Raw genomic sequence first — 22,378 nt, 5'->3', positions numbered from 1 at the left:
CAAAGAGCCGCAAAAGCGGCCCTTTGTTATTGATGTTGAAACAACCATAAATTGATATTTCATATTTAATTATAATCAATAACTTATCTAAAAAACAACCATATATTGATTCAACCCAAAACAACCATAAGTTGATATTTTTGTGATAAACCGAATTAATGCTGAGTTTTTATGTAAGAAAGTTTCTTACATAAAACGGTCGTTGTACCAAGTTTGGTTAACACAAAGCGCTCATACATTGAACTGAACTTTAATGTGTGATTGATAACCCAACAGTAATATCTATAGACAATACTGATTGGAAATACCTACAACACGTTAACAGCAATCCAAGTGGACCAGTTAGCACTGTTAGACACCTTAGCTAATTTATATACTTCAATTAACCTTTTTATCTGGTCGTGTGTGTCTCTCATAAAATCAAACCGATGCATACCACCAGAGAGATCTAATCGCCAATAGCCAAACCCTTGATCTAGAGTGACTTCAACTATATCACCAGTAGAAAAACGCAACTTTATCGCTCTTCGGTGCGGCACTTCGCGTTTATTATCAATTATATTTGTATCTACTGTTTTAGCGGCCATATGGGTCAACCATGCACCAAATATTGCTTTATAGTCATCACGATCATCCCAATCATGGTTTACCGTATAAGGATTTCTATTTTGTTCATCAAAGCAACTATTTACTTCTATTTGGCAATCTGATGTTCCTACTAGTGCTTTGAGAACTTCCGCTAACAATAATAATGAAACAGGGCTTTGGAGATACCGGTCCGAATACGAAACACTCTTAAGCTCACCTTCTTTAAGCAACTTTGTTAGTCGCTCATCTTTACTTTTTAATAACTTCACAAAACCTCGACCGAAGTTTGAGAGCTGTCCATTTAATTCAGTCGCAATATCAACATGAACTGCTCCTAACAAGTGAGTTGGTTCCTTGGAGTCTAACTCAAAAGGAATTGTCGCGATTTCTGGTTCACTATAAGAAATAATGGAGATGTCGTCTGCTGTAAGCCAATGCGCTCCTGGGGTGGTGGCTTTAACGTCAAGATTGGCTAACGTTGACCAACCACTACTTGTCAAGCCTTGGAAAACAATCGCCCCACACTCTTTCCCATATCTTAGCTGAACTCCAATTTTTTGTATTTCCCTTAAGAAACTCACAATTTCATCTGTGAATTCAACTTTAGGGACGACTATTGAAACAGCGATATTCTTCGCTAATAGTTCATGCAATTTCGATTTCATCAAGACAAGAGATGTATCCCACCCCTCGACTTCAGAAGAAAGAACAAATAAACATTCCGATACCTTTTCATTGAGTAAATCGGTCAATTGGGCCTCGATAGTTTGAGGGCAGTATTTTCCATCCTTGATAAGGTTTTTGTGCTTAGTCGAGAGTGATACGTAATGTTTAAAATTATCCCCTAACCATTCTATCGCTAACATGCGATCGAGTTTATCGGTATCGTGCTTCGAATCCGACTCTAAAAGGCATTCAGGACAAAACGCATCACATTGCTTCCTACAATCAAGTTTTCCAACTAATCCATTCAATATCTCGGAAATATGAAATGGCGCGGATGTCGAAAATCCGGCACCACCGCCCACGCTGTCGAACAGTTGTAGTACTAATGCGCGTTGATTATCACCAATAACTGTTGGCCTAACGCTATATTGGACCTCATTTGTAGATACACCGAGTTGCTCTACTAAGCACTTTCGTAACGCTACAGCCAAAGTGGTCGCTATTTTTCGACCCTGCTCATTATCAGGTATGTATTCACCCGTTTTGGGATTCTTAATCACCAGTTCAAATACGTCTGTTCGAGAGTTAATACCCAAATGAATCGAAGACATTATCTTGGCAGACCCGTCACAGTCCGCATGTCGACCTACTTCATCTTTATCGAACTTACTAGGGCGCGGTGGTTTATGTGTCTTTTCAAAGTTAAGTGCGTTTGGCAACTCACCTTTCGCTGTCATTGACTCTGCACGACCACAAGCCATACATAACGCATATCCTTTACCCGACAATCCAGAACTATGATGGAAGACCTTGCCGTTGGCATCCGACACCATATATCCAAGTGCAGGCATTGGTAATGGTGTCGCTGTACCTGATGCAATAACCCAGGAAGGTTGAACGGGAACATAAACATTATTCGAAATATTATTCGTCGGCTCTCGATAATAATCAGTGACAAACCCTGTAGGCTGAATTACTTTTTTACGACAATCTCTTTTGCTTGGATCTTTCTCGTCGTTTTTCGGAATAGCTTGACCACAAGCAATGTTAGTACACATTAGGTCATTTGAATCAGATTGTATTTCTAGATCCGTTTCGTAGCCTGTCTGCCCACAACTTGGACAACGCCAGGCTAGGTCAAACTTCTGAGAATCTTTCGCGCCATCAACGTGAATTTTTCGCCAATTCAGAGAAATACCTGCCGCTCGATGTACTCGACCATCAAGCACTATTTCAGAACCAGGAGCATACTCGCGGATTGCAACAGCTAAATTTCGACTTGGCAATCCTCGATTTATAGAAACATTATCTTCTCGATCGAGTTTACTTAGATTTCTAAATTGAAGCTGCCTTCTAAAATCGACGATATTATCGGTATCCAAGTTTACGACATCCGTAGGGAATCCATATCCCGGGAGGAACGCCCTTGTTGCTAAATCTCGCAGTAAGTACTCTCGACATAAACGGGACTTCTCACTATTTAGCTTAAAAGCATACGGGCCATCAGGATCAACGCCGATCAATTCATTTTCTATGTATTGATATTCATTTACCCACCGAGTGGTTATTTCCTCTATTTTCTTTGCTGAGTACTTACAAATTTGTGCCAAAGGAGCATTTCTCAACGCGGTACCTTTAACTAAAGTAGACAAGGCTGATTGAAACTTCTTATCACACGTTTTCACCCAATTGATATAACGTTCTGCGATAGATTTTTCGTCATTAACCTTTGCGTTAAACCACTCAAGATCTAAATTAAATTTTTCTTTACTTGTTAAACCAATTTCTTCGATTAAAAAGCGTCCCATCAAAAATGAATTTACATGTCTCTGCACCAATTTCTCAGATGAAAATTCAACGTGTGGAGCAGGTATAACGGTGGTGAATGGCCATTTCGGGTTGTTAAAAACCAACGAGTCATGAGGATTGCTTTTGCATAGCGTATAACTTATCGCTCTAGACTCTTTAGATCGGCCTGCCCGACCTGCGCGTTGAAGGTAGTTAGCAGGGTGTGGCGGTACATTATTCATCACTACCGCAGTAATCCCCCCTATATCAACGCCCATTTCCATTGTTGTAGAGCAATTGAGGACATTTTTCCTACCAACTTTAAACTCATCCTCATATATTTTAAGTCGCTCAGCGGATTGTTGCGCAGAGTGTTCTGCAGAAGAGTAGTAAAAACCACCCTCTACTGTTCTGTCATTAATATCCGTCCACAAGTTTTGCTCTCTTAGTGCTTTCACTTCCGATGAGCTCGCAATAGCTTTGCGCGTTAAAATCAGTGAAAGCAAGAAGTCATCACTTCCTTCAAAAGCCCATACAGCCGGAAGTTTCACTTCTTCACATAGATTATCATCTAACTGACCTTTAAAGGGAATATACGGAGTGATTCCTTTGAACGTAGTATCCAACAGCTTGTTCGTAACCGGGCATATGTAAGCCGAATTCATCAATGAAAAGCTGACATTAGTCAAGTTCAAACTATATTGTTTGTCTGCTGTTGAATCTTGCAAGATTTTCGAACCAGTTAACGCATTCCAAGCAGAAATCAACCAGCCATTAATAGTGTCTTCTCCTGACGTACTCGTTATATCAATACCTGTGGCAATAGTGAGCAAATTGATTATACGCTGTTGACGTTTATTGCCTTTTCTTACTAGCGGCCAACTCTTTGCTCTGTTTTCATCGACATCACTCGCGTCAGGCCCTAATAAGGTTTTGGGAGAAAAGTGCATGCCGATCCAACGAATCCATTCACGATCAATGGTTATATAGGAGTTTTCGCGTACAAAGAAATCCAGACATACTTTAAGGTAATCGCGCCAATCTGTTACTGTTAAGCCGTAATTTTCCCAAAGCTCCGGTACAACATCAATTTTATCCAATCCTGGGTAGACTATCTTAACCAAGCCCTGAGTTTCTAGACTGTTTCTATTTTTGGGTCGTCTAGCAAATTCTCTTGTCAGTAGCATTTGAGTCAGTCGTATAGGCCCAGTCGAATCATCAAATATTTCCGGCGACAACCTCTTGTTCTCTTTTAACATCGACTCTTTTAAATCATTATCTTGCTTAATAACATCAACAAGATCAGACCAAGGGACCGTTTGAGGCACCGGTATAGCAACCGAGCTACTAGCAATATTAATATATTCTTTTAGTGCTTTTGCGTCTTCAGGCATGGATTGTTCGATGGATGGCAACATAACTCGTAGTTTTTCGATCGGCATACTCAAGTAGTCTTTCACCTGGTTAAGTAACGCCCCATCTATAACAACTTTGTCTTCAACATGCCTACGAAGCTCCTTAAATACTAGACCTCGCAACCGAGACCGCTCAGCTTCTTGTTGCATCCGAATTGACATTTTTGCGGTTCCTTGTCGGCTATCGGTAAAGGTAATTAACCGACGTCCTCTCCCTGGAACGGAATTAGGACCTATCCTGGATTCTTTATCCACCTCAATATCTGGGCAGTACTCGAGTACTGTTGGTACCGCATTCGCCGTATAGAATGGCGCGCCTAATAGACCTCTTCGCAACGCTTTATTGTACTGACCTCTTCCTGAGTAACCACATTCACAACACTGTTGCGATTCACTCATCGACTTAGTCAACCGGATTGGACTCTTATCTAGAAAGCGTTCATGTCCAGCAATATCAAAACCCGTTAATAGGTAATCATCGCTCTGTTTTGAGCCGATAACGACTTGAGTATCACTTGCCATTGCATTTTTAGAAAACTGATCTGAGCGCTCTTCATCCATCTCTTTTTCAGCTTCATCAAGTAGCGAAAACTCATCATTAATTTTTCCCGTCCACTGTTGCAAATGTCCATTGTGATCGGCTGCCAATAAATGAGGTTCGTTACAATCATTGCAAAACGCAAGTTCAAGCACTACCGCACCACAATGACATTTCTGAAGATGTTCACTATACACATACCCAAATGGCCATGCGCCATTCAGTTTAGATTGTTTTTTATTCGGGCAGTTGGGGTCAATACAGCACCACAAGCCATGCAATGTTCGCTGAAAATAATGAGCTCTGAGTTTTAAAAATGCCTCACTATTATGGGAGCTTTTAGTTCCTGTGCAAATATCTAACCATCGAGTTAACTCTGCTTCATCTAACTCATAAGGTTTTAATTTATCTATTAATTCAGCGTAATGTACTGGACCTATATTGTCTCCAGATAACAATTCTCGTATTTTCACAGCTAATGCTGAGCTCGCTAAAGCAGAGTATCGACGTTCTGATACTTCCGAGTTTTGACTCCGCTTCTTCTCTTTGGGTTGTTCACCTTCTGGATCTATCGCTTCTATTTCACTGAGGGTTAAATTTGCTGGCGTTACTTTGGGCAACTTAGGAACAACACGTTTCCCCCCAATGACAACTACCTGCTGTACATCAACATTAGCTAACCTAGCAAGATATTCTTTTAGTTGCGTTTCAGCTTCTGCGCCCGCAATCGTTGCGGAAGTCGCAATAAAGCGAATATCTTCAGGCTTAACATCAAAAGCTTGCATGACACGTCTTAATTGCAGAGCAAGCTCAGCGGCCTGGGAACCAACATACGTATGCGCTTCATCTAGTACGATCCAACGCAACTTACCCTGCGACTTTTGGATAATGGGAGCATCAGCTTGCCTCACCAACATATACTCCAGCATGGTTCCGTTAGTTACCAAAATGGGTGCTGGGTCGTCTCGCATCAACTTTCTAGAAAGAACTTCCTGAGGCTGCTTTCTTTGCCTTTGCCTATCTTGGGCTTTAAGGTCATTTGGGGTATTCCCGTTATACAAACAAAAACGAATATCTCCGTTAAAGTGCCTCGTCCAAGCATTTAGTCGTTCTTTCTGAGAATTTATTAACGCATTCAAAGGATAAAGAAATAACGCTCTCACTCCAGTTAGCGAATTGTTTATCTGTTGCGTTTCTCTATACAAATCTTCGAGTACTGGCACCATGAAGCACTCAGTTTTACCAGAGCCGGTACCACTGGTGATAATTTGAGATTGGGGTTGAAGATCAAGTAAGCCTCTCCATGCTTCTAATTGGTGTTTATATGGTCTTATCTCTCGATTCAACACATACTTACACTTGCAACTGCTGTCTTTTTTACACCCTTCTTTATGCGGTGCGACATCTAGCGCGTCTAGTAGTTCTGGGCTGAGTAGGTTGTTATGTTTAGGGGTAGAGAGGTCTTCTATCGTTATTTCGTCTGCTTCCCAAGCAAACATTTGCTCAAACACAGGACCATGGACAAACTTTTCATCCGTTTCCATCAACTCACTTAAATGGTTTCTAAGAGCGGGATTATTAATACCCAAAATACTCAAAGTTGACTCTTTTGCTCGGCTATTAGCTTGTTGTTTTAGGGTGGAAAAATATTGCTTCATTTAAGCTTCCTCTTGAGCAAATACATATAATGCACTTTGAAATACGGGGTTAAACCAATGACGATCAAACTCGACAATCTGTCGCAAATGGAAATAATGAATGGGATAAAGTGTCGACGATAGTTCTTCCAATTGAACTTTTCCACACGCCACTGCCGCTGCAAAGATAGGAAAATAAAGGACGCTCTTGTGGAACCCACGAATGACTTCGAAATGAATAAGCGATTCACAGTGTTTTTTGCACCATGTTTCTAACTCAAAACTAAATGCTGTCGGCCACTCACGGTCAGACAAATGAACTCGCACCAAGTCTTGACTCCATTCAGGCAGACAATATTGAAAAACAGCTGACAAATTCGGTTCTGGTTGGATAAATTGATCGGAGAACAATGCTCGACACTGTTCTTCAAACAATGGGGTAAATTCAGAAAGTGTTTCTAGTCTACTGTTTACTTTGTTATCCACCACTTTGTCAGGCAGTCCTATGCTTAACAACATCTGACGATATTTATCAATATTCGACTGCCAAATATGCAGCGGTATAAGCTCCCAAATAACATTAAATTCCACTTTCAAACGTTCCATTAACTGAACGGGGTTATCAGCTTTAAACGCAAGTGCTGATAGGCAAGCGGTGTGTTTCACGATTGCTTTCCATACTTCAAACGTAGCCATTGGGAGGTGAGAATAATTGGCAAACAAGTCATTAATAAATCGCCAACTACTGTGATTAAAATCATTAGCTAACATTGGAAATACATCGGCTATCGCATTTGGATTAGTTATTGGGTGGAATAAGGCAACAGCCTTGTTTAAGGTATGGATATCACTAATACAATCAATAGCCTCACTACCAGGAATAAATTTTGCGCGAAATGCCAGCTCAGTCTTGCTTGAAGGAACGATTAACGCTAGCTGATATAACCTTTTATTCAGTTCGAATACACCTGTCGCTGCGCCATTGGAATATCTTTGTTGAAGAGCATGCGGTTTTTCTGCTGGGTCTGCCAAATTAATCACTTCTGGCTGAATGATGAGATCTTTCCCCAGCTTCACGTCAAAACTTACCGTCTCATTAACCAACTGGGCTTCGGTCGCATATCGACCAATAATTATTTGTTGCTCTCTACAACCCGCCCCCCCAATTACCATTCGAACTTCATCATCAAGTTCACCAGATGCCGCCAGTAGCTCCTGAATTCTATGACGGAACTCATATAGACTTACTTCAAAGACCTTATCTGTAACCTTGTACTCCCAATAATAATAAGCATCACGAGACTTCATAGGTCCTTTCAATTCAATATGATAACTCGCCGCAACATCCACGCGCGGGAAAAACTGAATACGCGCGCCTAATAAATCATCGATGGTGATACGTTTAGCTAGACCCTTACCATCTTTGTCAAAGATTAATGCACCAGACGCTGGAAAAGGTACCCGTACTTTTATCGGGTCAGCCATCAAGTTAGCACTTATGGAAAGAATAATATCTGCTGGCGGTGCCCCTTCGGCTGTCACCTTGATCCTTTTACCGCTTTCTATATTTATTTGCTTATAAGAGATTTGCTCTCCTTCTATCGATACAAATAAGTTGCGTTCACAATGAAGATCAACGTAGCCACTATTAGCTTGTTTAGACGGCTTAAGCTCAAGCTGGAATGACTGCGGAAGAATAGCAAGCCGTTTACGAAGTATTGTGCGATTACCACTCCCCTTTAAACGTACTGATTGGATACCAAACAAACCAGATTGATGAGCTTCTCCTAATGGCTTACTACCTAACCACAATTCTGTATTCGCTTCTTGACTGGTAATGGTTGGCAAACCCAAATAGATTGGTTGTCCCGTACTAGAGTAATACTGTAATTTAGCTCCTCGCACACTCACTTGCTCAGCCAACACTGCTGACTGACGAGTCGATATTACATAGGTGTCGCCTTCACCTTCTTCAGTACGGTAATCAACCTTAATTTCCCCACTAAACTCTACTAATTGGTAGCGTTCAGTCGTTACTGACTTGCACAAGTCTGGAAACTCGGCTGTGTACGTTGAACCTTTTAGCAAAAGAGCTTTAAGTTGGTCTGCTTTGACATTTACGCTTCCTTGCCCAATGACCCAATCATGTTCACCGTCTGACTTAAGAACAATCGGCATCTCATTAATAGCGATGTCACAGTTCGGAATTTCTTCTCTATGAAGCTCAATACCAGCCTGTAATACTACTAAGTACAAGTATTGCTCTATGGATTGGCGACGAAACTCACATGCAGGGGTTCGCAAAATTACCTGGGTCATTTCGCCTTCAAAGGTTGTATGCCCGACACCCAACTCGGCGACTACTCGATTACCTTCTTGTATAAATAACTCAACCCGACTGTTAATCAATGCTTCGCGTTTAAAAGGCATTGGTATCGCCTTCATCAATTTAATTTGAGTAACAAAACCCAAGTCTTCATTGTTCGAAAGCCTTTGCGAGCAAATAATTCGTTTTGTTTGTTGTGACTTGCTTTGTCGCTGAACTGAAGCTGAAGTCAGTAAACTGGAGAGAAATTCACTGCCAGTGTCTGTATCAAGTGGGATTGGAAATAGATCTCGCCAATTTGGCAGTTGGGTATCTAAATGATTGACTGGTTGCTCTTGTTGTTGCAGGTTGTATTCGTCGGTTAAACGCAGCAATAGCTCCGCCATATTAGTAATAAGATCAACCGTTGTTTCTTGCCTAAATGCCTCAGGTAAGTGTTCAAGCCCCTCTAACACCAACTCGAACGGCGACTGACCGAATGCCTGAGCATCATCAAAAACCCTAAGAATACGCTTAAAAATTACTAAGAACCTGCCGCCTTCACTAGCTAGCAGACCATAAGGCAGACCGCCCTCTCGGAACACTGAACCAAGAAAACTATGCCTATCATCGTTATATTGACTAACGGTTCGCTGCCAATATTTAAAACCTGTTTTTATTACCTTACTACGTTGATTTGCATCTAACTCAAACCCTAAACTGCTTGATATACCACTCCAACTCCATCCTCCTTGATATTTACGTCGGTACCATTCAGCACTAAAAAGACAAAAAGCCGCACACCAGCTACTATCCCGATGCAACTTTGTTGGCAATTTTTGGCTTTTTAAACTGATTTGCAAATGACGATATTCGGGCTCTGATAGTTGATAAGTAAATAGCGGCTGGCCCGTGGGCTGAGATAGTTCTCGTTTCGTCAAAATGGCCCTTAGACAGCCATTAACAGAAGTAGAGTCGAATATCATACTTGCAGATCCAAGTTTGCTGCGGGACGTAGTATCCATTGATCACCTCTCCTTAGTGCCTAGCCTCAAATTTTATTTTGCTAAATACTCCGTACTTAGCAGCCTCTGTTTACAAGCAAGTGCATTGCAACAAACATCCCCATCAGTAACAAGTTGATTTCATATGGAATAAGTAGGCAGTCACACTTTGATTTAGTAAATAAAATTACAGAGGTGTAACTAATTTACCTATCTCATCCCTTAGCCTAGTCAACGCTTGCTCTTGATTACTCGTCAAAATCAACAGAAAAACTTCTTCGTCCGATAAGTAAAAAGTCGCTGCTCTTATAGAATTGTTCAAAATTAAAATTGCCTTCGTTTAAATCTTTCAAGTACCGTGTAAAGCCGCAACTACAAGTTTGCTTAAACCCTGAAGGTTGAGACAAAAAATCAGTCTTTGATGAACAAATAGGGCAAACAATCAAAGACTCGATTTCCTTTTGACGTATTTCTAGGGCCGCAACCTGTTCTCGAGCATTAGATTGGACTAATAAGTCTTTCAACTGTTTTAACTCTTTATGGTTTATTTCACCAAATAATCGAAAAGTGTATTGCTGGGAGTCAACAGAAATATTTTTTATATTCTGAACGTACTCTAAAGGCTTCATAGGGACTTTCACTATAGGTTTTCCGTACGACATTAAAACATCCTTATACAGCACCCTATCAATTATAAGTCCCAACCGTTCAACACAGTACATATCTGACGGTGTGATCGTAATGAATTTATCCGCATTCATATCTTGATGGTTCTGATTGCCGATATTTGGCCAAGCGATAACATGGTTCTTACTGAGATGCTGACAATTCTCAGCTAAGGGCACATGACTAAACCAAGGTACAACTGTTAGCAATATATCATTGCTTCTAGAAACCCCATCTCTAACAAGCACTAATTGCCATTCGAAACCACATCGCTGAAGCCTTAGTTTTCTTCCCGCCCACTCTCCTTCACTTCGCCCATTCAAATACGGATGTAAAGCATGTGTTAGTACGAGGCCTACATATTGAGAATATGAATAAGACAATTCCTGATTCAGCCAAAATTGCTCATCAGGGCTATTCTTTGTTCTCGATATCGTTACCTCTAACTGTTCCCACAAAATCGCCAAATGCCGATAATGCGGGTCATGACTAAGGATATTTGTTCGGTGTAGTGCTCCACTTAATTGCTTATTTCTGTCAATTCGAGAGTACAAACCAGTTTGTTTAAGGCTTTGAACAGAGTGATTCAGATGCTGAAGTTTGTCTATCGTTTCACTCAGTAACTCGCTCGCCTGGGCTGTCGTTTTTTCATCAAAAGTCCTTCCCCAGAGCTCACATACGTTTTTAGATAAACGAAAATCAATATATTGAGACTGATAAAACTTCATTGCCTGATCTATCGTCAGCAATAAAGTTGTGAGTGTGGATAAACGCCTCTGAAGATGATATTCGAATTTATCTAAAAGCCTCGCAAAGACACAATTTTCGTAAATATTGTATTCGTCGTCACTAAACCGAGCCAATACCTTCTTGGGAACTACGCCACTAAGTGTCTGTCGCTGCCAGTATTCAGAGTGGGAAGCCAAATGAACTAATGCTCCTTTTGACAGTCGTTTCGCCCGAGCCGCATCTGTCACTTCTTCATCGTAACGAATATCGAGTCTTGGACGCTGCGAAATATGGTGCAAATGCCCCTTATTAAGAACTTCCAACAACACAACTTCCACAGGTAGTAAATGGCTTTCTGAATTAACAATAGCAGCTGGTAACATAGGTGATACCAACCTATCAGCATTACTCTCCAATTGTTTACTGATAGTTGTGATTGCATTATTAAATAGAGCAATTGAAGGTTTAAGTCCTTTATCTGCCTGTATAAAAGAATAGTTTCCCGAATTTAGCTGACAACGTACATAACCATCATCAACCAGTAAGTGTTCATAATGTATTTTTGCATGCCTATTGAGACACTCATCATTTTTACCTAGCCATTGATAACGACATGGCTCAATAGTTGGTGGTAAATCAGGTAACTTTTTTTGACTCAACCTGTCAAACCACATTACAAACGCTCCTTACGTTGGCGGTCTGTATTTAATAATTCTAAAGATTTGCGAGGATCACCGGATAGATTATGACTAATCCAAAAATCTTCCAAAGCATCGGTCAATTTGCCGACATCATCAGCGTTAATATCATAACGTCCAGTAACCTTGCCACTACGCATAACACGGCTGGATAACAAATGATCTAAAGCTTCTCCTTCAGTTCCACCACAAGCTAGCATTACGGGAATAAAACGTTTCGCCTGACGTTCAAATCGGTTACCCCATCCAAGCTCAAAAGTCTCAGTCAATTGAGTGGTAATATCATGATCAGACAGCTTCAAAAGCAAATTTTCCACTTCCTTTCTGTGCTTCTGACTTGCTTGATGAAATGCTTTCTGGAGCGACTTAAATGAATAATTAGCCTTATCAAACTTTTCGATATTGAATTGGATATCCTGCTTCGGTAACGTCATCACGTGTGCACGGTCATAAGTTTTGTCTGCTAATTCATTCGTCGTTTCATCATGGTTTGATGTCCCGATAAACCAAACATTCTGTGGTACTAAGATTTGCCGACCATCTTTTAAGCCTCTAGGTGCATTTGGGAGAGCAGTTTCTGAGAGGCTTATCAGGCGGTCCTGACGGTCGTTTTTCTCTAATGCAGAAAGGAATTCCGAAAAGTACTGTTCAGGCCGAGATAAGTTCATTTCATCCAACAAAATAACGTTACAGGTGTCATTCCAGCGAGGAGTTTGAGCCTGGTAAAGTGCTTGCAAACAGTCTTTTTCGTAAAACTTACGCTCGAAAGAATTATAGTGACCAAGAAGATCATCTCTATCACGCCAGCCTGCCTGAACGGCGATATCCGTACAGAAACCACCCATCGCTTTAGCAAACGCTTTAGCCAAACTGGTTTTACCTGTACCACTGATCCCCTGAAAAACGTGCAACTGACTCATTGCTAGACCACTCAGTAATACTCGGATATCTTCTAATCGGTAATATAGTTTTACGCGCTCTGCCTGAGCAATTCGCTGCTGAAGCTCTGATGCAAAGATACTGAGATCAGGCACATCTTCGAGTACCATTGTCGATTGAAAACTCTTGTTGCTGTCCATATTTGACATAGCAGGGAAAGGAGTCTGAGTTTTATGCGCATCTGTAAGCTTTTCGATACGACTTTCCAAATCGTCAATATGCACACTTAATGTGTTTTTGTGCTGTTCAAGTATCCTTTTTTCCTGCTGAATAGCCTGCAACTGTGTAGCCGCTATTCTCTTTTGTGCAACTTCAGACTGAACCCTTTCAAATTCTGGGCGAATCTTAGTTAGTTCTTTTTCCAATTCGGCTACACGAGCACGTAAATTCTCATTTTGCTCTTCCAAACCTCCATGATCAGTATCAGAAAGCTTATTTTTTAATTCTCGGTTCTTCTGTTTAAGCTGATCCAATTGATCAATAAATTCTCTTATCGGCTGTTCACCCAAAGCATTTTGTAACTCTTCAAAATCCGCCAACTTATCATTTAATTGCTCAACTTTATTCCATGCGTTATCTATTTTTTGTTTCTGCTTAGTAATTTCCTTTTGATGGGATTCACGTTCTTCATCCATCCTCTCATCAACGATAGCATCAAGATTATCTTTAGCTTCACGCAAATCATCCCACTCACCATCAAGCTGTTTTCTCTCCAGAGCCAAAGCATCTTGAATCTCTTTACGCTGACGTTCTATTGCTTCTTGCTGATAATGAATTTTTAAATCCAGTGTCGATTTATAAGCCGCTTTTTCATCTTCTAAAGCAGACCGTTCCAACTTAAGCTGTTCCTTCTCTTTATCCAGCTCTGATGCCTTAACCTGCTGAGCAGATTGCAACGCAATCAGTTCAATTTCTTTATTATCCAACTCAGCTTTACGTTGCTGCTCAGTATCCGACAGAGTTAGCTTAGCTGCTTCAATTGCATGCTCAATCTCAGATTTCTGCTTGCTTAACTCGGAGATTTTTGATTTATAACCTGTTATTTCTTTTTCTTGTTCTAACTTCAACTGCTCTAACGATTCACGATTTTGTCGTTCAAAACCTTGGTTAGCATTTAGCTCACGAGAATTCAGTTCGCGTTCACGAGATGTCTGTTCACTTTGTTGTTTTGCCAACTTTGTTTGCAGAAGATCCAATTCATTACTTTGTTTTCCTAAACTTTCAGTTCGGATACATAGATCATCTTGTTCTGTATGAAGTTTTTCTTCTAATGCTTCTAATTCTAAGCCTTTTTGATTATTGGTATCCCAACGAGCTTTATATTCTTCATCCAGACCGAGTTTATATTTATTAATTTCTTTGCAAACATCGGCAAACTGTTGAACCCAACCTCTGAACTGGCTTGTTTTTTCATTAGGGAGTGCGTTAATGAGACTCTTCAAATAATGTTCATCAACCAATATATTCATTTTTTTACCCACACAATCAAAGACTTTACTAGCATTTTCAAAAGATGCTGTCCACATTGGTATCTGTTTTTCCAACTGGATTTTATCATTCGACTTTTGGGTTATTGCTACGTTGTTCTGGGGTTGATTTCCGCTATTTTTTTTATTTCTAGCCACGGATCCATTCCTTAAATTGTTCTGTAAATTGTAATGCGAATTCGATATTTTCCTGAACCACTTCAACCGTTATTTCAGTGTACTGTTTCCCCGTATAACGGCTATTCCCGTGGCTGGTTTGATTGCGTAAGTCAGCTAACGCTAATAATTTTTGTAAATCCAATTGTTCACTGTTAAGTACTTTCAGCGGATGTACATCGGTACCTATCGTCCCAAGCGCGGCTGCAAAAACTAAAGCTTTTAAGGAACTTGTTGGATTTTTGAAAGCACGAATAACCATTTGTAGCTTCTGCCTAGACAGGGTTGCTATAACATCTTCAGTAAATGCAGGAAGATTTAGGTTAGTTAATAAACTACGGTTTAAATTTGTGTCATTTTGTTTTGACTTAGGCAATTGTTCAACTGCTCCTTGAAAGGATTTAATCAGCCATTGCATCAACACTTCTAACAGCTTTTGACATTCTGTAATGGCTGCTTCCAGGTCATTTTTATGATTTTGCCCATTTTCCAACATTTCCTGACGAGTAAGTACAACCGATAATGCATCTGCAATATCAGGCTCCTTTTGTACCCATGGATAGTCCATCATTACTTGTAAGGATGCTTGGTCCCGCAAACTTATCAACCACTCTGACACTGTCTGATTTTCAGGCTCTGGCTGTTCAATTAATCCACTCAAACTTCGAGATAGATTTTTGTCATTTTCTAATAGTTCAGGCAAGTTTCCAGTCAACCACCAGGCTTCATCACGAATATCAAAAGGATCCTTAATACTCCAAAGTCTGCTATTATGACTTGCCGTAATCCATACAAATATCCAAGCAGATTCCGGTTGCTCTGATTGATAAGTCAAACCTGAAAGTTTTATCTGTTTTGGTAACTTATCAGGTGTATATAGCTGTCGAGCTATACGATAATCACTACGATAATCTTGCCATGCCCGCATGGTATCTTGTGTCTTTGGTGTGGCATGATTGACAGGTTTAAATGACGGTTTGAATGGCTCCAATACTTTCCCTGTTTTACGACTTAATGAAAATTTAGGGAATTTGTCACTTGGATTATCCGGTTCTATTATTGCGAGGCGATTATCAATTCTAGGCCAAAACTTACCTGAGACGGCATCCTGGAAAAGATACCCACTAGCTAATTGTTCACTTTGATCGTCTTCTTCACCAATCGCTTTAAGTCCAGACTCGGTCAATTCGATCGCTTTATCATCAATCCATCCTCTACTTAATAATTGCGCCTGAATAAGCTTAACCAAATTGATATGAAAACCTGTTAATTCAGCGATATCACCTGCATCAAAAGTATTAGCTCGAATTAAACGCATCACGACTTTTTGAAACAAGTTCATTTTAGGCTGTTGAACTTCTGGATACAGAACTTGATGAACAAGCACTGGCCAAAGAATAGCTCTGGCTTTACCTGAAGGTTTATTAACGTATTTAAGGTAAGTCATAGTATCAACGAATGCAGCCATGCTGACCTCCACATAGTTCATAAAATGCGTTCAAGGCCGGAACACCTTCCTGTGCACATTCATTGGTTACTAATTCTGGATCTCCAACGCAAATTAACATCTGACGCTGACGACTCATTGCTACGTTCATACGATTAGGCAAACGTAAAAATCCAAACATACGATTAAGTTTGCTTTCGAACCTCTCATCAGAAGATTTCTCATCATTTTCTGTCTTCACCGAATCTAGTGCCGGCTTTTGCCACGTTCTTACACAAGACAATAACACCACATCGAACTCTTTCCCCTGAAAGGCATCTACAGATCCAACTCGCAAACCCTCTTCTTTGTCTATTGTTCCATCTTTTTTCCTTTTTACTGCCCACTTAAACTCATCATGTGGTTCATATTGTCCTTCACGTTTAACCATAAGTGGAATACCGTTTACCTGTTTGGTAGCCAATTTTTCCATGATAAGGTCTCGTTGTGCTGCATAGAAAGTAATAACACCAATCGATAAACTATTTCCTGCAGCCGAAAACAGATGCTGTACTTCTGTTGCAATTCGTTCAGCCTCTGCATCGCGAATACGGCTAGTCCCACGTTTATTGGTTTTTCCATCAGATAAAGGAACATTGATCCACTGACAAACTTTGTCCTTATAAAACTTTCCCTCATATTCAAGAGCATCAATTAATTCGGAAGAAAAAGTGAAATCATCGGCATGTCTGCCAGCTTTTACTTTATCCAAACCAATTGATTCATAGAATTGCTGACTCACAAAATCACCAAGAATAGGATGCATACGGAACTGGGTATCAAGCATTACAACTCGAGAATAATCACTTAACTTATCGAGCTGCAGCCGTAGGCGTTCAAACAAACTAGATTTAAAAGCTGCCAATTGTTGTTCTGTCAATAAATGTTCTTCTTGAAGTTGCTCTTCTATATCAGGTTCAAGCATATGGGGGAGCTGACGGTCATCACCAACTAATATAACTCTACGTTTTGCCATCGACATTGGAATAAACAGATCAAGTGGGTTTGCCCGTGCAGCTTCATCGATGATGACGGTATCAAATTCAATTTCAGAACTATCAAGATCAACTATAGCCTTTAGATTTGCCATTTTCTTACCTGCAGATTGCTGACAGGTTGCGCCTACAACCATGGCATACTCTTCGGTCGTGTTTAATGCAGATAATCGATCAGTTTCGATGTTATCAACAAGCTCTTGAAGAGCCCAGGCAACTCCCTGTTTATGCTGATGCATATACTGGTCAAGAGATAACTCAAGTCGATCTAGCAAATCACTTCCCGTCTTATCAAGAACCTGTTTCAGTTCTGGAGGTCGATAATCAGGTAAATACTGGTCAAGTAATTGGTTTTTGAGATTATTCAATAACTGCAATAACTGATTATCAGGCTGCGTCGTATCTGAGGCTTGTTGCAGTAATTCTTTACTTTCTTTGGAAAAGCGATGCAACTGTCGTTTTAATTCACGTAACAAATCTACTGCTCTTGCACACCCGTCATCTGCAAAACTTAACTCTGTCACTCGTAAACCGCGAATACTACGCAAAAGAGTTTCATTACCGCCACTATGTTCACATACAGCAGTTTCTTGCTCCTGCTCAGCAATATAATCTTCCAATTCGCTTATCAAACGCATAGGTATTCGCATATTGAGTTGTTGTAAATCATCTAACTGACGATACAACTGCCGAAGGCGCTCAATATACTGAGCCGGAGAAACCTGACTGACACGCAACAAAGTCATCGACAGAGAAACTTCATCTAATTTTTTTAGAAATGGGATTTTCTTATATTGTTGGTCAATTTGTTCTTTCAGATAATTTGACTGAGCATCAACCCAACGACTAAAGTTTCCTTCTTCATCAGCATTTTGTTTTTTTCCACCTACTCGAGTTGCTGGTAAATTGAAAACCTGACTTCGATCAAGTGCATTATCAACAGCATCATGTTGAAAACTACTTACCAACACTTGACCACTGATATTCTGCTCTTCAAATTCTTCTGCTAGTCGACGCTGTAATGCGGCTATTACCTGAGTTTTTCCCGTACCAGGAGGGCCGATGATTATAGCCAGATCAGGAGTATTTAATGCTGTTTCCAATGCCAACAACTGTTTATCTGTTGGCTTTCCGCCCTTAAAAGTATCTTTAGCGTATGGCGTTAATCCTTTGAGTTTTCGATGTCTATCCATTGGGACTGAAACACCTTCCAACAACCATTTTAATTGGGGCATTCGTTTTCCAGAGTCAATAACCTGCCTAGCACTCAAACGACGTTTCCCAGCAGTACGTTGCCCTGCTAGTGACAAATACAACCAGCCACCTTTGCTATTTTCTCCATCCTGTTTGGAAAATCGAGGAACAGCGTCTCTTCGTTCTGAGGATGGTGTAAAGACAATATGATCTTCTTCAAAGCGAATTTCACCACGAGGATTTTGACGTTGTTCTCCAGATGCACTATCAGTACTGAGTTCTTCAGCCCAATCAGGGGCTTGTTCTGATAAATCAACTTGCGCTGTTTTATCCAACTCTAGCGATTTCCAGTTTGCCTGGAACTCCTTATATGCTTCAGCTGATTTTGGCCAAATATTCCAGCGGTTTGTTCTAGTATCTTCAAATGACTCAGAATGAGTAAAACGTAATGCTTTAAGTGTCTCTGCTTTTTTTAAAGCAATTTCCCATTCTTTATCATTGTAGAGATTCCACAATTCTAAATAACTTCCATTATCACGTAATGCAGCATCCAACATAGCTCTGTGTGATGCATTATTTAATGCCGTTGCGGTGCTTACATCTGTAAAGGAAAATTCACCGTTCAATAATGAAAATCCACTATCACGACGAGCATGGCGTGTTATACGCTTAATCAAATAGCGGTCATCACGCTGCTCTTCCACATCAGCACGCCAACCTTTACCTAATATTTGAAAACCGTTCCCACGATTAGAATTACTAAATCGAGATATTGATAACCAATGTTCTTCCGAAATATCCGGGTTAGCTAAATCTGAAGTATTTGTCGTCGAAAGGATAAAGTGCTCTGCTAACCATTGGCATGCTGCTTCAATACTGTTTTCACTAATTTCATTTTTTGTAAACAAATCATCTGAAATCAAACCGTCAACACCAAGTGTCAAATCTAGTAAATTGATCTCAACCGGTGCCATATATTGAAGTTGCAATGTATTGTTCTGTACATTCAGATTTGCAAGCATCCAACGAGTTTGATCTCTTCTCGTTAAGCTGGTCAAATGTGGGCGATCGATTTTAGAACAAAATACTGAAATCCTCTCTTCTGACTGTTGCAGTAACCAGTGATCATCGTATTCAAAAAGTTGTACTCGCTGATTCACTCGTAACCGAGATATATTTTCTTCTGATGTTAAATTAATCACATCATTAGCAAAGTAAGGAAATTCTCTTAACTTCATGACTTACCACCTAAATTGCCAAAAAATGTGTGTATCTTGCGGATTACCCAAATGAATACAGTAGGGTTCGTTACTTTTCCCGCGATTATCAGCTTTCAAACGAATTTTTTTGCTAAATTCCTGAATATGTTCATTTCCACGAGAAATATGCAGAGGCTCTACGGGAATAACCATTAAATAGGAATCGGAATACTCAAGTTGAATATGATCACTAGGGGTTTTATCGTAGCTAAACGATGGTAATAATCGCTTCAGCTCTTTTTTATCGCCAGGTTGCAGACAAACTCTTCTGCCTGTAACGACTTGATTGCCATCCAATTCAGGATATTTTTCCTGTTTTTCTTTATCTGATAAAAATATAAATTCCTCAAACTGAACTAACTGTTCATCAACCGCAAAATCACAGAAGAAACAACTAATATCATCAAGATCAGAATTATCTAACGGTAATAAACTGTGACCGCCGCAATTGTGGCAAACAAATAGATGCTCCTCAACTTCAGTAAGTGCTTCTAACCATTCAGCCATACTTGGGCGTTCTAATGGCATATTTTTTCCAGGTCCAAAAGTCTGTTGAAATAGATGGGGTAACTTACTTTCTTCAATCAATTGAATCGGTAAATTAGCCCAACATTCATTATCAGGATCATCCGGGTCGTTTATCCACGGATGTTCGCCACGTAATGCTTCGTCTTCGATCTCTGGTTCTCCATCATTCACCAAATCACCTTTCAGTGGGTGGTTATGGGTCAACAATTGATAAGCAATTACTGCAAAGCTCCAACAGTCGGTCAAACTAGACAACATAGCTTCACCACGAACAACTTCTGGCGCACCATAATCTGGAGTATGTACAGTTAAACCAGAGTGAGATTCAAAACTAATGTTATCGCAGTCAATCAGCCAAGTTTCTGAATAATTTGGGTCATCCGATACAAAGATGTTATCGGGTGAAATATCACCATATAGCATTCCTCGGCTATGCAATTGATTAAGAGTGCGTGCGAGTTGGCATAAAATACGGATTCGTCTGCGCAAACCACCTTGTTCAAGATAGTTCTGAATATGTGCCGTTTGATTCTCTTCCGATATACTGTCTGTTGCTTCTATAAAGCTATCTAACAATGACTTCAGAGGCACTAAACCATCCATCAGTTCCATCACATAACCCATGCGAGGTTCTTTTAATAACACCAGTGGTCGAGCTAATTTCAGGTCAGCAATATCCTGACGAATAAGCCATTCAATATGGGAATGCCAACGCTTTTTAGCTGTTTCATCCTTATTCGTAAAACCTTTAATCAAAACTTGGGGTAACTCAGTTGTGTACACGACCCCTTGACCACCACTTGCCAACTGATTTTTTAGTGGATACTTAGCACCGCGAACGTCTTCCAAAATAGGTAATTTTTTCGTTTTATTTTTACTCATAAATCAGTCAATCCTGAATATAGCAGCTATGCTCTTATCATCCCCATGTCTTGGGGTCGTCCATTCATTCAATTCTTTTGTTAACCATCGTTTACAACGCCGCTTATTAGTCCGTTTCAACTGCTTATAAATTACATCGAAAAAAGCTTCTAGGTGTTCAGGAATCAGATCATCGGAAACTCCATCCGACATTAACAAGACACCGTCACCAGGTAATGTCAAAGAACATTCAATTGTTGACCAATCACAGTCCTTCGCCCGGGATAGTGTTTGAGTTTGATTGCCAAAACCATCTCGTTGTGGCGTAACTGCAGAAAATTGCCCATGACTTCTAACCAACAACAGTCCATCGCCTACCTGAGCGGCTTTGATTTGCCCTTTATTATTACTCCAGGCCCAAAGACAGGTCGTTTCATACTGCAAATATTCATTATTATAAATTTCCAGCCATCGCTTTTGAGCCTGCTGACTGATACTTAATGGTGATAGATTCGCAACATCCCCCATTTCTCGAAGAACTGAACGAACGACCTTTGTAGCCTGTTTGGAACCTTTATGACTCAGTTTTCGACTACCTAAACCATCACAAACGGAAATACACATTCCCTTATTAATGCCATGGACTAACACGGCATCCTGATTAGGAATATTGTCTTGCAAATGAGCGGGTCCCACCACTGAAGTTGCCGTAGCTAACAATTTCATTAGAAATCTAACTCTTCATATTCATCATCCTCTGCACTATCTGCAGAAGGAAGAGATAAAGGTGCTGACTGATTTGGCGTAGTCGAACGACTACGAGTCGTCACACTCATCGTTACAGCTTTGAAGAAACGATGAATATCACGTGCATTTTCAGCCTTAAATACAGGCGCTTCCAAATCATTAGCAAAATCCCCCAAAAGAGATAAATCTGCATCAGCCCCAATCCCCATAGCAAAGCGAGTCGCCTTGGCAGAACGTTCACCATGTAAAAGAGACTGAAAAGCCCCAGAAAAATCATCAGTCGGATGACCATCTGATACCAATACAATAACTGGCTTGTATGCGCGAGATGGAATTTGCTCTTTATCTTCAATCAAATTAGCAACCAACTTACAAGCTTCACCTAATGGCGTTCCACCACTAGCCGGCAATGGTTTAATGGCTTCAATTTGATAAGCTGGTGTTAATGGCAAGTGAACTTCCGCGATACCACCAAAAGTCACCACACTCACTTGCAGTTCGGCTCTCAAGCGACTTTCACTTGCAAAGGCACTAATCATGTCTTTAAGCGCTTTGTTTAATGCCTCAACTTTCCCGTCAACTGACATACTGCCGCTGGTATCAGCCATAACAATAATTGGTAATGGCCGTGCACTCTGAACCTGAAATTTCTTAAGATCTGACATTGTTATATTCTCTTTTATTTAATAACC

At 40.3% G+C, this 22,378-nt stretch carries 9 protein-coding genes; all 9 read right to left on the bottom strand.

Translation table 11 applies throughout. The features are described from left to right. Window positions 1–308 precede the first annotated feature (308 nt). Window positions 309–6,653 carry a DEAD/DEAH box helicase gene (locus tag FKN05_RS09545; protein WP_170887395.1) on the bottom strand — a complete coding sequence of 2,115 codons (6,345 nt, stop codon included), beginning with the start codon at window positions 6,651–6,653 and terminating at the stop codon, window positions 309–311. Then, window positions 6,654–9,962, bottom strand: coding sequence for an STY4851/ECs_5259 family protein (locus FKN05_RS09540; protein ID WP_170887394.1), 3,309 nt, complete (start codon window positions 9,960–9,962; stop codon window positions 6,654–6,656). Window positions 9,963–10,189: 227 nt separating this feature from the next. Continuing rightward, window positions 10,190–12,010 (bottom strand): hypothetical protein, encoded by a 1,821-nt coding sequence (locus FKN05_RS09535; RefSeq protein ID WP_212752270.1) that lies wholly within the window; start codon window positions 12,008–12,010, stop codon window positions 10,190–10,192. Further along, window positions 12,010–14,598 carry an AAA family ATPase gene (locus FKN05_RS16830; protein WP_212752269.1) on the bottom strand — a complete coding sequence of 863 codons (2,589 nt, stop codon included), beginning with the start codon at window positions 14,596–14,598 and terminating at the stop codon, window positions 12,010–12,012. Before FKN05_RS16830 ends, FKN05_RS09535 begins: the two co-directional genes overlap by 1 nt. After that, a complete protein-coding gene (locus tag FKN05_RS09525) occupies window positions 14,591–16,084 on the bottom strand; it encodes a HEPN domain-containing protein (protein WP_170887393.1) in 1,494 nt (497 codons plus the stop codon). Before FKN05_RS09525 ends, FKN05_RS16830 begins: the two co-directional genes overlap by 8 nt. Then, entirely contained in the window at window positions 16,068–19,529 is a 3,462-nt protein-coding gene (locus tag FKN05_RS09520) for a DEAD/DEAH box helicase (RefSeq protein ID WP_170887392.1), read from the bottom strand. The genes FKN05_RS09525 and FKN05_RS09520 overlap by 17 nt, the downstream gene beginning before the upstream one ends. 3 nt (window positions 19,530–19,532) lie before the next feature. After that, complete coding sequence (locus tag FKN05_RS09515) at window positions 19,533–20,960, bottom strand: protein kinase domain-containing protein (protein ID WP_170887391.1); 1,428 nt, start codon at window positions 20,958–20,960, stop codon at window positions 19,533–19,535. Between the two features lie 3 nt (window positions 20,961–20,963). Next, window positions 20,964–21,665: a PP2C family serine/threonine-protein phosphatase gene (locus tag FKN05_RS09510; protein WP_170887390.1), complete on the bottom strand. Its 702-nt coding sequence runs from the start codon at window positions 21,663–21,665 to the stop codon at window positions 20,964–20,966. Then, a complete protein-coding gene (locus FKN05_RS09505; RefSeq protein WP_025788273.1) occupies window positions 21,665–22,351 on the bottom strand; it encodes a vWA domain-containing protein in 687 nt (228 codons plus the stop codon). The genes FKN05_RS09510 and FKN05_RS09505 overlap by 1 nt, the downstream gene beginning before the upstream one ends. Between the last annotated feature and the right edge of the window lie 27 nt (window positions 22,352–22,378).

Source organism: Vibrio sp. 1-1(7), from assembly GCF_013048485.1.
Lineage (GTDB): Bacteria > Pseudomonadota > Gammaproteobacteria > Enterobacterales > Vibrionaceae > Vibrio > Vibrio fujianensis.
This window is presented reverse-complemented; position numbering and strand designations above follow the sequence as displayed.

What these genes read in the sequence shown, in the direction of transcription:
- FKN05_RS09545 (WP_170887395.1), bottom strand. Translation starts at nt 6,653, where the DNA reads ATGAAGCAATATTTTTCCACCCTAAAACAACAAGCTAATAGCCGAGCA.
- FKN05_RS09540 (WP_170887394.1), bottom strand. Translation starts at nt 9,962, where the DNA reads ATGGATACTACGTCCCGCAGCAAACTTGGATCTGCAAGTATGATATTC.
- FKN05_RS09535 (WP_212752270.1), bottom strand. Translation starts at nt 12,010, where the DNA reads ATGTGGTTTGACAGGTTGAGTCAAAAAAAGTTACCTGATTTACCACCA.
- FKN05_RS09525 (WP_170887393.1), bottom strand. Translation starts at nt 16,084, where the DNA reads ATGGCTGCATTCGTTGATACTATGACTTACCTTAAATACGTTAATAAA.
- FKN05_RS09520 (WP_170887392.1), bottom strand. Translation starts at nt 19,529, where the DNA reads ATGAAGTTAAGAGAATTTCCTTACTTTGCTAATGATGTGATTAATTTA.
- FKN05_RS09515 (WP_170887391.1), bottom strand. Translation starts at nt 20,960, where the DNA reads ATGAGTAAAAATAAAACGAAAAAATTACCTATTTTGGAAGACGTTCGC.
- FKN05_RS09510 (WP_170887390.1), bottom strand. Translation starts at nt 21,665, where the DNA reads ATGAAATTGTTAGCTACGGCAACTTCAGTGGTGGGACCCGCTCATTTG.
- FKN05_RS09505 (WP_025788273.1), bottom strand. Translation starts at nt 22,351, where the DNA reads ATGTCAGATCTTAAGAAATTTCAGGTTCAGAGTGCACGGCCATTACCA.